This window comes from Epilithonimonas pallida (assembly GCF_900182975.1).
GTDB classification, from domain to species: Bacteria; Bacteroidota; Bacteroidia; order Flavobacteriales; family Weeksellaceae; genus Epilithonimonas; species Epilithonimonas pallida.
Genome location: NZ_FXUO01000002.1, coordinates 534,199 through 547,452 on the forward strand (window position 1 = coordinate 534,199; position 13,254 = coordinate 547,452).

7 protein-coding genes are annotated in these 13,254 nt (G+C 35.2%); all 7 read left to right on the plus strand.

Features of this window, described 5'->3' with window-relative positions; genetic code table 11:
• Positions 1-119: 119 nt before the first annotated feature.
• A complete protein-coding gene (gene rimP / locus QOL71_RS05635) occupies positions 120-587 on the plus strand; it encodes a ribosome assembly cofactor RimP (RefSeq protein ID WP_283415991.1) in 468 nt (155 codons plus the stop codon).
• A 71-nt stretch (positions 588-658) separates the two neighbouring features.
• On the plus strand, positions 659-1,891 hold the full coding sequence (nusA, locus tag QOL71_RS05640; protein ID WP_120212209.1) for a transcription termination factor NusA: 1,233 nt from the start codon (positions 659-661) through the stop codon (positions 1,889-1,891).
• A gap of 108 nt (positions 1,892-1,999) precedes the next feature.
• Entirely contained in the window at positions 2,000-4,843 is a 2,844-nt protein-coding gene (gene infB / locus QOL71_RS05645; RefSeq protein ID WP_283415992.1) for a translation initiation factor IF-2, read from the plus strand.
• 284 nt (positions 4,844-5,127) lie between these two features.
• Positions 5,128-8,172 (plus strand): SusC/RagA family TonB-linked outer membrane protein, encoded by a 3,045-nt coding sequence (locus QOL71_RS05650; protein WP_283415993.1) that lies wholly within the window; start codon positions 5,128-5,130, stop codon positions 8,170-8,172.
• Between the two features lie 12 nt (positions 8,173-8,184).
• Positions 8,185-9,633: a RagB/SusD family nutrient uptake outer membrane protein gene (locus tag QOL71_RS05655; protein WP_283415994.1), complete on the plus strand. Its 1,449-nt coding sequence runs from the start codon at positions 8,185-8,187 to the stop codon at positions 9,631-9,633.
• A gap of 140 nt (positions 9,634-9,773) precedes the next feature.
• Positions 9,774-11,138 carry a T9SS type A sorting domain-containing protein gene (locus QOL71_RS05660; protein ID WP_283415995.1) on the plus strand — a complete coding sequence of 455 codons (1,365 nt, stop codon included), beginning with the start codon at positions 9,774-9,776 and terminating at the stop codon, positions 11,136-11,138.
• Positions 11,139-11,225: 87 nt separating this feature from the next.
• Complete coding sequence (locus QOL71_RS05665) at positions 11,226-13,148, plus strand: putative porin (RefSeq protein WP_283415996.1); 1,923 nt, start codon at positions 11,226-11,228, stop codon at positions 13,146-13,148.
• The last annotated feature ends 106 nt before the right edge of the window (positions 13,149-13,254 follow it).

The following is a 13,254-nucleotide window of genomic DNA, read 5'->3' on the forward strand; positions in this document are numbered from 1 at the left end:
TAATTGGTTTCTTGTATATTAAAGAAAAAATAATTATCTTTGCAAAAGATTTACGGGAAAAATGGGAAGGCTTTCGCAAGAATGCCTTTTTTCGTAGATATAATTAGCTGGTGATAATTATGGATTTTAAAACGGAAATACATCGTTTACTCAACGAGTTTCTTTTAACAAGACCGGATCTTTTTTTAGTAGATCTTAAAATTTCTGCATCTTCGGATATTACAGTGATTTTGGATGGTGACAATGGTGTTACGCTTCAGGATTGTTTGGATGCAAGCAGAGCAATTGAATTTAATATGGATCGTGAAGAGCACGATTTTAGTTTGCAGGTAATGTCTGCTGGATTGAGTGAGCCATTGGAATTTCCAAGACAATTCAGAAAGAATATTGGAAGATCAATTGATATATTGTTAAGTGATGATTCCAAAGTTGAAGGAGAATTGGTGAATGTGGATGAAGAAAAAATTGTAATCCGACTAGAATACAGAAGACCTAAATTAATTGGAAAAGGAAAAGAAGATGTGGTTGAAGATAAAGAGATTCCTTATTCCGAAATCAAAAAAGCATTAGTAGTAATAAAATTTTAACAATATGATGAAAGATATTGACTTGTTATACGATCAATTATCAATCATCAATTATCATTTATAAATTAAATATGGATAATTTAGCTTTAATAGAAGCCTTTGGTGATTTTAAAGAAATAAAAAATATCAGCAAAATAGATTTAATGGCTATTATCGAAGATTCTCTTAAGACTCTTCTTAGAAAACGATATGATTCTGATGACCATTTTGATGTGATTGTGAATCCTGATAAAGGAGATTTTCAGATCTTTTTGAACAAAGTGATTGTTGAGGATGAGATGTCTGAGGATGATGACCTGGAAATCGAGATTTCTGAAGTTAGAAAAATTGACCCGACTTTTGAAGTAGGTGAAGAATATACGCAAGAGATTCCTGTTTCCAAATTAGGAAGAAGAAATATCTTAACACTTAAGCAGATCTTGGCTACAAAAATCCAAGAGCATTTTAATGCTGCTTTATATGATCAGTTCCGTGACAAGATTGGAGAATTGGTAGTTGGAGAGGTTCACCATATCCGTCACAAGCACGTGATTTTGTTGGATGATGAAGGGAATGAATTCATTCTTCCAAAAGAAAACCAAATCCCTTCTGACTTTTTCAAAAAAGGTGATAATGTAAGAGCGATTGTGGAAAGTGTGGATTTCAGAGGATCAAAACCTCAGATTATGGTTTCCAGAACAGCGCCTAAATTCCTTGAAGAATTATTGGAACTTGAGATTCCAGAAATCCAGGATGGAACAATTATCTTGAAAAAAGTAGTTAGAATCCCAGGTGAAAAAGCGAAGATTGCCGTAGATGCTTATGATGACAGAATTGATCCGGTTGGAGCTTGTGTGGGTGTGAAAGGTTCAAGAATCCACGGGGTTGTAAGAGAATTAAGAAACGAAAATATCGATGTGATCCAATGGTCTAAGAATCCTGAGATTCTTGTGAAAAGAGCTTTAGGAAACATTACAATTAACAAGATTGAGGTTAATCCGGAAACTAATTATGCTTTGGTTTATACACCGGTTGACGAGATTTCTAAAGTGATAGGTAAACAAGGTCAGAATATCAAATTGGCATCATGGTTGTCAGGATATGAGATCGATGTTTACAGAGAAACGTCTGAGGACGATGATGTTGAATTGGTAGAATTCAATGACGAGATCGAATCTTGGATTATCGATGAGTTCAAAAAAGTCGGATTGAATACTGCAAGAAGTGTTCTTGATAAAGATACAGAAGCGTTGCTGAATATTGTTGACCTGGAAGAGGAAACAATTGAAGAAGTGAAAAATATTCTAAGAGAAGAATTAGAATAAGATTGAAATTTATTTCAGAATTAATTCTGAGAATCAAATAACTTAATAAAAAGAAAAATAGAAGCTTGAAAGCTTAAAACGCTAAAAGCCAAAAGCAAATTAATATTTATGCCAAAAATAAGATTAAATAAAGCCGTTAAAGAACTGAACATATCTATACCCAGAGCTGTGGAATATCTCCAGAGCAAAGGCATAGCTGTGGACAGTAATCCTAACGCTCTATTAGAAGACCAGGCATTTTCTGCATTGGAAGCTGAGTTCCGAAAAGATGGAGAACAAAGAAAAGCTTCTCATGAGGTAGTGATTTCTAAAGTTCCTGATGAAAAATTAGCAATTGAAGAAAAAGCTCCTGAGGTAATAAGAGCCAAAGCAAATCTAAAACCTGAAACCAAGGTTCTAGGAAAAATAGATCTTAATCCTACAAAACCGTCTGAAGAGGTAACTCCAGCAGAACCGGTACAGGAAAAGGTTCATGAGGAAAAGCCGGAAATTATAAAGAAGGAGGAGAAACAAGAGTTCAAAGTTTTGGATAAAATTGATTTATCAAAACTTGAAAGCAACAAATCAAAAGCTTCTAAAGAAAAAGCAGAAGTTAAAGAAGCGCCAGCTCCAGCCGTTCAGGAAGAAAAAAAACCTGAAGCGAAAGTTGAAAAAGCACCTGAACCTGTTGTAACTTCTGCTCCAGAATCAGATGAACCTCAAAAAATTGAAACGGTTTATCAAAAATTAGACGGTCCGAAAATCTTAAAACAGACTGTCGACCTTTCTCAGTTTAACAAACCAAAACCTTCTGGTAATTCTAACAATGCTGCAAAGAAGAAGAGGAAAAGAATTACTAAAGACGTTCCAGGACAGAATAATGCGGGCCAAGGTAACAATCAGCAAGGAGGAGGAAACAGACCAGGCCAAGGCGGTCAAAACCGTCCGCAGGGTCAAGGTGGCAATAACCAAGGCGGAAACCGTGGCGGAAATAATAACAACCGAGGCAATAACAACAACCGTGGTGGAAACAACAGAGGCCAAGCTCGTGTAATGCCGGTTGAACTTACGGATGAGCAGGTTAAAAATCAAATTAAAGAAACTTTAGAAAAACTGACTAACAAAGGAGGTAAGTCTAAAGGTTCCAAACATAGAAAAGAAAAGAGAACCTGGAGAAGAGAGCAAGACGAGCTTCAACAAGAGATCGACGCACAAGACAGAACTTTAAAAGTTACAGAATTCATTACAGTAAGTGAATTGGCTTCATTAATGAATGTAAGTGCAACTGAAGTTATTTCTGCTTGTTTCTCATTAGGCGTGATGGTAACAATGAACCAGCGTTTGGAAGCTGATACCTTAACATTGGTAGCTGACGAATTTGGTTATAAAATCGAATTCTCGGATGCTGACATCGAAGAGGCTGCAGCCGAAGAAGAACCGGATGCAGAAGAAGATTTGTTGCCAAGAGCACCTATCGTAACGGTGATGGGACACGTTGACCACGGTAAAACATCATTGCTGGATTATGTTAGAAAAACAAATGTTATTGCCGGTGAATCCGGAGGAATTACTCAGCACATTGGTGCATATAATGTGAAGCTGGAAAATGGACAAAGAATTACATTCTTAGATACACCAGGTCACGAAGCCTTTACAGCGATGAGAGCGAGAGGTGCGCAAGTTACCGATATTGCGATTATTGTAGTGGCTGCCGATGATGACGTAATGCCACAAACCAAGGAAGCTATTGCGCACGCACAGGCTGCTGGCGTTCCTATGATTATCGCCATCAACAAAGTGGATAAGCCAAATGCTAATCCTGATAAAATCAGAGAGCAGCTTTCTGCTATGAATGTATTGGTTGAAGAATGGGGTGGAAATGTTCAAGCGCAAGAAATTTCAGCTAAATTTGGTAACAATGTTGAGTTGTTATTAGAAAAGGTTCTCTTACAAGCCGAACTTTTGGAACTCAAATCCAATCCTAATAAACAAGCAAGTGGAGTTGTTATTGAAGCGGCTTTGGACAAAGGACGTGGATATGTAGCTACAATGTTAGTTCAAAATGGAACTTTAACTGTTGGTGATTATGTACTTGCTGGGAAAAATCACGGTAAAGTGAAAGCTATGTTGGACGAAAGAGGTAAACCAATGGAAAAAGCAGGGCCATCAATTCCTGTTACCATTCTTGGTTTGGACGGAGCGCCAACTGCGGGTGATAAATTCAGGGTTTTTGCTGACGAAAGAGAAGCGAAGTCTATTGCTAATAAGAGAGAACAACTTCAACGTGAACAATCTATCAGAACTAAGAAACATCTTACGTTGGATGAGATTGGACGTCGTATCGCTTTAGGAGATTTCAAAGAACTGAATATTATTCTTAAAGGTGACGTGGATGGATCTGTAGAGGCATTGTCTGATCAGTTACAGAGATTGTCAACTGAGGAAATTCAGGTTAACATCCTTCACAAAGGTGTTGGACAGATTACAGAAAGTGATATTCTATTAGCTGCAGCATCGGATGCGATTGTTATCGGATTTAATGTAAGAGCTAGTGTTAATGCAAAAGATATTGCTGATAAAGAAGAAGTTGAAATCAGAACTTACTCTATTATCTATAAAGCAATTGATGAGGTTAAGGAAGCGATGGAAGGATTACTTTCTCCGGAGATACAAGAACAAGTGATTGGTAACGTTGAGATCAGAGAAGTATTTAAGATTTCTAAAGTTGGATCGATTGCAGGGTGTATGGTTCTTACAGGAAAAGTAACCAGAAATTCTAAGATTAGACTTTTAAGAGATGGCATTGTGAAATTCGATGGTGAACTGGGAAGTTTGAAGCGTTTCAAAGACGATGTCAAAGAAGTCACAAAAGGCTATGAATGTGGTCTTAATATCAAAGGCTACAACGACATAGAAGTCGGCGATATTCTTGAAGTCTACGAAGAAGTAGCTGTTAAGAAAAAGTTGAAATAATATCAAAACCTGCTGATTAGCAGGTTTTTTTATGCAAAAAACATTTATTTGGAATAATTCTAAATAAGTGTTTTGTGTTTTTAAAAATGTTTAATAGTTTGGTTAAGCTAGTGATGCGTAATTCTCAATTTATAATTAGTAAATCAATTAATTTTTAAATATTTTCTTTTTTTTTATATTAATAATTTAATTATTTACTAATATAATTACCATGAAATATTTTGTTTTTTGTTCTTGTTAATTTTTTTTAACATATTTGCAGATTATAATTAAATAGTGTTAATATGAATGTAAAATTACGATTGTTATCCGTTGGCGTATTGTTCTTCACGGGGCAAGCATTAATGGCACAAAAGAAGAAAAGTGATACTACCACAAAAACAAAAGATATTGAAGAGGTGGTATTAGTAGGAGGTGTAAAGTTGGATCCTGCGCAAAAAGTAGGTTCTTATAATACAGTTTCAAAAGCAAATTTTGAATCTACGCCCTTTTCTACAGTTGATGAGGTATTAAATGGTAGAGTTGCAGGTTTAAATTTTTCTTCTGCCAGTGGTGATCCTGGATCATCAAATATGGTAATTATTAGAGGTGTGAGTTCTTTAATAGGAACGCCAAATCCTCTTTATGTTATAGATGGTGTAGTACTTGGGAAGGGAGCGGATAATGCACAAATGATGGAATCTTGGAATCCCTTAGCATCTATTGATCCTAACTCGATTGAATCTGTATCAGTGCTTAAAGATGCTTCTGCAACAGCACTTTATGGTTCAAGAGGAGCGAATGGTGTCATAATAATTAAAACCAAAAAAGGAAAATTCAATCAAAAGACAAAATTCGAATTTTCTACTGAAACGGGTCTCCAAGATAGAGCTTATGATAAACTTGAGCTTATGAATGGTGATGAATATATTAAATACGGAGGTATTTTAATGTGGAATAGTAGAGGAATGCAAAGTGGTCAACTTACTATTCCTACAACTTTTGGAAGCTTGGCTGATGCTACTCAATACTATTTAGATAATTTTATTCCAGATACAGAACCAATAAAATATAATAGAAATTATACAGATTGGACAAAGCAAATTAATAGAAAATCAGCAGTAGTAAATACTTATAATTTTGGAGCATCTGGTGGTGGAGAGAATACTTCTTTTAGATTTGGAGGTTCCTATTATCAAAATTTACCATTAATTCAGGCAGGTAAATTTGATAGAATTAGTTTTAGTTCGGCTGTAGATCATAAAGCTTCAGAAAAACTGAAGTTTGGATTAAGTGCTAGTTACTCAAATGTCAAAAGAAATACTTATTTTGGGGGTAGAGCATCCGCCAATCCGGTAACTAATTCCATCATGAATTCTCCTTTACGTTCAGTGTTTAATCCTGATGGAACATATAATCAGGCACAATGGGGTGCTGTAACTGGAAATGATATGGCTTATCCTCACCCAACAAATAATGGCATTGAAACTGATATGAGTGAAGGCTTTAATCCAGTCTCATTATTAAATAATTCGTATCAAAAATCTACAATCAATACTTTCCTTGCATCGATAAATATGGATTATCAATTTATGAAAAATGTTTCATTTAATTCATTATTTGGTACTCAAGCACAGAATATGAAAGAGTTGCAGGTAATTGGAGCTGGACATCCAGTATATACATTAATGACAATTCCTAGCGGAAAAGGTTTTTTACAAGATGCAAGAACTACTATTTTTGATTGGAACTGGTCTAACACATTTAGTTACCGAAATGTTTTTGCAGAAAAGCATAATCTAGAGCTATTTGCTGGAATGGAATACCAAAATCATCAGTATAATGTTTTATCAGCTTTGTCGTTTACTGCTAATGATCCAAGACCTTATTTTCAATATACTGACACTCAAATAGCTGATAGCCGAGATTATGAATGGACTCAGATCTCATACTTTGGAAGACTAAACTATACGTTTGAGAATAAGTATACAATTACAGGGCAAATTAGAAGAGATGGTAACTCTACTCTTGGAATAGAGAAATTTGGGAATTTTTGGTCTGTTGGAGGATCTTGGAATGTAAAAAATGAATCATTTACTCCAGCATTATTTTCCACGCTAAATTTTAGAGCTAGCTATGGAGTTTTAGGAAATATTCCTTATGCTGATCAATGGGGAAATCAATATAATGCTTATGCTTTAGTTAATTATGATTCGAATATTGGTTACGGTGGCAATAATGGTTATGGATACATACTTGATCCTGGAAACCCAAGCTTAACTTGGGAAGAGGCAAAGCATTTTGATGTTGGTGCGGACATTGGTTTTTTTAATGATCGTTTAAAATTTACATTTGATTATTATAATAAAATTACAGATAAAGCAATATTTTATGCACGTCCAGCTTTGGAAACAGGTGGTCCCAATCAGTATTATGATAATGTAGCAACAATAAGTAACAAAGGTTTTGAACTTGTTATTGATGCTACTCCAATCCAAAATGAAAACTTTAGATGGTCAATTAATGCTAATGGAGCTTATTCTAAAACAATGTTGGATAAATTTAATTATGATTTATATCAATTCAGACCAAGTGATCCAGAAGCAGGGGCGGGAGATGCAGATAATGAATTGGTTGCACTTGCTCCGGGACACATATTTGGAGAATATTATGTAGTTTTATTTGCTGGAATTGCGCAACATGATGACCCTACTAAAGGTATCAAAGCAGGTGACCCATTGTTTTATACTGATGGCTCTAAAACAGATGTAACTAATAAAAGAACAGATGCGGATCCAGCTTGGATGGGTAAAAGTGCTTTCCCTGTATACAACGTAGGTATTACAAATGAATTTAAATATAAAAACTGGTCTTTAAGCTTTTTGCTTTCAGGACAATTTGATTTTTATGTACAAAATGGTGTGCATTCTTACACAATTCACGATGGTAGATTTCCTGTAAGGAATCAAATTAATGATGCATTATATGATAGTTGGACAGATGCGCCAGGTGCAGAAAATTTTGGTGCTTCAAATCCTCGAGCAACTGTTGGAGACCCTTTGACAGGAAGATTAGAATCATCTCGTTTTTTAAATAAAGGAGATCATATCCGTTTAAAAGAAATGAAAATTGCATATTCTTTTGGGAAGTTATTTAAAGAATCTGTAGGAATCAATAATCTTACAGTTTATTTAAGAGGTACAAACTTGCTGACATATGTATTTGATAAGGATCTTGATTATGATCCTGAATCAAATTCCAATGCTTGGTCATGGTTAGGTAAGGGAAGATATTGGTATTCGTCACCTGTGTTAAGAACGGTTTCTATGGGAATTCAAATTGGTTTTTAAAAATAATTTATAATGAAAAAATACTATTATATAATAGCAACTATATTGCTTTTTTCTATTTTTAACTCTTGTAGTGAAAAGGAGTTAGATCTATTTCCTCCAGTTTCTGATGATATAACAAATATGAATACTGAGGCTAAAATGCAGCAATTTTTGAATACTGCATATCTTTCTATGGCTTCAACAAGAAATTATGGTACTGAGGTTTTAGCTTTTGGAGATATTCTTTCAGATCATTTATTTGTTGTCAACAACAAGTATCAATTTGCAGCAAACTTAAATTATAATGCTCTAAACAATGATTTCGGTTTTTATGGAAGCATGTATGATATCATTGTATCATGTAATATGGTTATTAATAACAATATTGTTGCTGAAAGTTCTAATGTTAAGAGAATTAAAGCAGAAGCTAAAATTCTAAGAGGTCTAGCTTATTTTACATTGGTTAGCTACTACTCTCCTGCTCCAATATCTGGAGTTAATCAAGAATATGGAGTTCCTCTTGTGCTTGGTAACTACGATTCTTCCATAACCCCGGCAAGAGCCACTGTAGCAGAAGTATACAATCAAATCATATCTGATTTACAGGCTGGAATGAATGCTACTGATGAAGTACCATCAAGTAGGGTGCTTCTTAGTAAAACAGCAGCTAAACTTTTGTTATCAAGAGTTTATCTTACCAGGAAAGCTACTGGGGATGCACAATTAGCATTACAATACGCTACAGAAATTGTAAATTTAAAAAACAATCCTAATTCTTCTTTTGCGCCAATATCCAAAGAGAATTATCAAAATTACTTTTCAGGTAATCTTGATGCAGTATCAGAAGGTCAGCCTGAAACTATATGGGAATTAGATATAAATTTTGATACAAATAGATACACTGGAATTGGTTCTAATTTATCATTACCAGGCTTATATTATAGAGCTGATCCAAATAGATCTTTTATGTTTACATTAAATTTTTACAATAGCTTTCCTTCAACAGATGTAAGAAGAGGCACAGGTGCTAATGGTTTATTAACAACAACTGGTGGTGGAAATCCTCTTGTTGGCGTTTGGACAAATAAATATCCGAGATTGACAGAGAGAGGAGTTTTCTTAAGAAATCTTAAGATTTTAAGATTTGCTGAAGCTCAATTGAACCGAATAGAGGCATTATATTTGACTGGGCAAACTTCTTTAGCTTTAACGGAACTTAATAGTTTTGCTATATCTAGAGGGGGTTCTACATATGCAGGAACGAATCTTCTTAATGATATTCTTAAAGAAAGAGAAAAAGAATTTTACGGAGAAGGACAACGATTTTTGGATCTAAAACGTCACAATTTACCACTAATTAAAAACTCTAATTGCACGATGAACTGCAATGTACCAGGAGGAGATAAGTTATTTGTATTGCCAGTAACACAAACAGCATTAAATAGTAACCCTAATTTGAAACAATATCCTGGTTATTAATATTTATAAATAATCAAGACAATAAATTTATTGTCTTGATTATTATTGTTATAAAGATGTTAAAAATAGATACGTGCTTTTTTATTCACATTTTTTTTTCTATTTTAGCATTAAATTATTAATTATTAAAAAAAATTATTATGAAAAAAGTTTTACTTTCTTTAAGTTTACTTTCTCTTTCGTTAGCTTCTGCACAATCTTGGACACCGCAAGGTATCAAGCAGGCTACGAGTTTTGCTCCGAGAGAAATATCTATTGTCAATGCAAATACCGTATGGATAAGTATTTATGATGGTTCTGGAGCTGGAACATATCCAAAAACTTTCTCAAAAACAGTAGATGGTACCAATTGGACTTCAGGCACAGTGACAGGTCCGGTATCAGCAGCATTAGTTGGCGATATATCAGCTATAGATGCAAACACAGCTTGGGTTGTAACTGCGCCATCTACCGGAACTAATGGAAATGGTATCTGGAAAACAACCAATGGTGGTGCTGCATGGACAAGACAGGGAACAACATCTGCGCCTTATTCAACAGCTTCATTTGCTAACGTTATCTATTTTTGGGATGCTAATGAAGGCTTCACCGCTGGGGATCCTGTAGGTTCAACATTCCAAATTTTCAGAACTACCAATGGCGGAACTACATGGACTGCAGTTGCAAATGCTCCTGCTCCTCTTGCTGGCGTTGAATATGGTTTAACAGGTGTAAAAACTGTGACTGGCAATAGTGTTTGGTTGGGAACAACTAAAGGTAGAATCCTTAGATCAAACGACAGAGGTGCAACTTGGACTGCGTTTCAATCACCAGCATTAGACTTTGGTGGTGGTGCTTCCGGTGGTGGTGTTGACGGATCTTCTGCTAAAATGGCTTTCAGGGATGCTAATAACGGATTATTGATTGCTATTGATAATGACGTTGATGCTGTACTCTATTCTACAGATGATGGCGGAGCTACTTGGGATCCGGTTGAAGCTACAGGAACTTGGTTCTTTGGAGATCTGACATATGTTCCGGGAACGGCAAATACTTATGTTACTACAGGTATCGATTCTGATGCAGCACAAGGTACAGGTTCTGCTTACACTCGAGATGGTGGTTTAACTTGGACTATTATTGATAATATTGCCGGTGCAAGTGGTGGGCAAAGAGGTACTGTCAGCTTCTTAAACTCAACTACAGGATGGTGTGGATTCTTTAGTGATGGTCCTACAGGTTCTGCCGGTATTTTTAAATTTGTAGGTGATTTATCATTGGCAGTTAATGAAGCTTCTGCTAAAGCTAACTTACAGGTTTATCCTAATCCGGCTGTGGATGTAGTAAATCTTACTGCTAACAAAGAAATCAAATCTGTTAATATCTATGATTTATCCGGTAAAAAAGTTAAATCCGTTAATGATGCAAAACAAATCAATGTTTCTAATTTAGCAAAAGGAACTTATATCCTGCAAGCTTATTATGGTAATGGTTCTGTTGAGAATACAAAATTCATCAAAAAATAATCTAGATTATTTTATATAAAAAACCCCCGCAATCTGCGGGGGTTTTTATTTGAGGATAATTAGTACTTTTGTACTCAAATTTTCTTGATGAAATATTTATCAATACTGTTCCTTGTTTTTTGTGTTTTGATTAATGCACAACAAGTCAACAAAACCGACTCTAATAAGCTGCCTTCAGATACATTGAAAATAGACTCTGGGGAGAAAGATTCATTAGAGATATACAAGCCGACCATATACGATTATCAGGTCAAGAAAAGATTTTCAGAAAAGAAAATTTTTGACACCACCTTTGCGATTCAGAAATCTTATGTTGTAACCCAATATAACAAAAAGGATAATTTCGGGAAAATTCAGTATGCCAATATCGGTTCGGGATTTCAGAATTTAGTCTATGAAAAGAACTCGGAACAGAATCTGACACTCCTTCCTGAAAACAAATCGTTTTATCTTTTAGGGGAAAATGATATCAACTATTATGACGTAAAAACACCGACAACCACATTTTTCTATAACAACGCAATGAAAAACGGAGGGCAGTTGCATACAACTTATACTCAGAATATAGGAAAGAATTTCAATTTTGCCATAGAGTATATGGGATTAAGGTCTCAGGGACTTTACCGGAATAGTTTGGCTTCGAGTAATAATACCATTTTTAGTGGGCATTATATTTCTAAGAATAACAAATATGAAGCCTATGCTCATTACATTCATCAGAATGTGAACAATCAGGAAAATGGTGGAATTGCAGATTTGAACGTGTTTTTAAGTGGGGATTCCAGATTTAATAACCGTCAGAACCTCGAAACCAATTTATCGGGCGCCGAATCCCGATATTCTTACAGAAGATATTATTTCAGTCAGGAGTTCGCACCTTTTGATCCAACAAAATATCCATTCAAGCTAAGACATACGATTTATCATCAGGGTAATAAATATTATTTCTCAGAAACGGCTTCGGATGTAGATTTTTTTGGTGGAATGGATATTTCAGGATTTCCATTAACTAATAAAAAGTTCTCCAACAATCTTAGCAACACTTTCAGCTTGGTTTGGGATAATGAGAAATTCAAGTTGGATGCAGGATTCCGACATCAATACATCACATTCGGGAACAAAAATGCTTTTCCATTGCTACAAATTCCGGGTTATTTCAAAGAACAGAGATTTGGAGCAGTGGGGAATTTACAAATCAAATTGCTAGATAAGATTCAACTGAAGTCTTTCTTAGAAATTTCCAAAGGTTCAGAGTTCGGAAATTACATCAAAACCACCAACGAACTGGTTTTTGAACCGATTAAGGATTATTTGATAGAAGGCAGAATTAACTTCCAGTCCGCTTATCCGAGTTTTAATTATTTGGTCAATTCTTCACATTATCTCAACTACAACTATTATCTGCAAAACCCCAACAACGAAGCTGTTACTCAAATCGGCGGAACTCTGAGATTAGCAAAATGGTTCAACACGCAGCTTTTTGTAGATTATTACAGAATTGATAATTATACCTATTTTGATAATTCGGCAAAACCACAACAAAGTTCATCTTCACTTAACATTTCTCAGATTGGAGGAGATGCAACATTGAAATATGGCAAATTCAATTTTAACGGAAGAGTACTGTTTCAAAAAGCATTGACCAACACTGATTTGCTACCGATGCCCGATTTTATCGGAAGATTAAATATTTATTATCAGACTCCTGCATTCAAAAAAGCAGCAGAAATCCAGGCTGGAGTGAAATTGTACTACTTTACCAAATTTGCGTCACGGGAATTTTCGCCAATTCTTAACGAGTATATTCTGCCGGGGGCTAATTCTTATTCTATTGGAGGTCAGCCGATTGCTGATGTTTACATTAATATGAAAGTAAAGAGAATGTTTTTCTATGTGGAAGGACAGCACATCAACCAGACCTTTATGCAGAACAAATCTTTCACGGCTCCAGATTACCCGATTTACGATTTTCGTCTTAATTTAGGTGTGGTTTGGTATCTTTTCCATTAATTTTGTTAGAATAATTATGGCAGCTATTTCCGCCTTCCGCTCCCAATCTTTTTACTTTTTAGCAAAAAAGCAAAAAGGATTTCCGCTCAAGTCGGGCTGCGAACCA

Coding starts and splice junctions, on each gene's coding strand:
- rimP (WP_283415991.1), top strand. CDS start 120: ATGGATTTTAAAACGGAAATACATCGTTTACTCAACGAGTTTCTTTTA.
- nusA (WP_120212209.1), top strand. CDS start 659: ATGGATAATTTAGCTTTAATAGAAGCCTTTGGTGATTTTAAAGAAATA.
- infB (WP_283415992.1), top strand. CDS start 2,000: ATGCCAAAAATAAGATTAAATAAAGCCGTTAAAGAACTGAACATATCT.
- QOL71_RS05650 (WP_283415993.1), top strand. CDS start 5,128: ATGAATGTAAAATTACGATTGTTATCCGTTGGCGTATTGTTCTTCACG.
- QOL71_RS05655 (WP_283415994.1), top strand. CDS start 8,185: ATGAAAAAATACTATTATATAATAGCAACTATATTGCTTTTTTCTATT.
- QOL71_RS05660 (WP_283415995.1), top strand. CDS start 9,774: ATGAAAAAAGTTTTACTTTCTTTAAGTTTACTTTCTCTTTCGTTAGCT.
- QOL71_RS05665 (WP_283415996.1), top strand. CDS start 11,226: ATGAAATATTTATCAATACTGTTCCTTGTTTTTTGTGTTTTGATTAAT.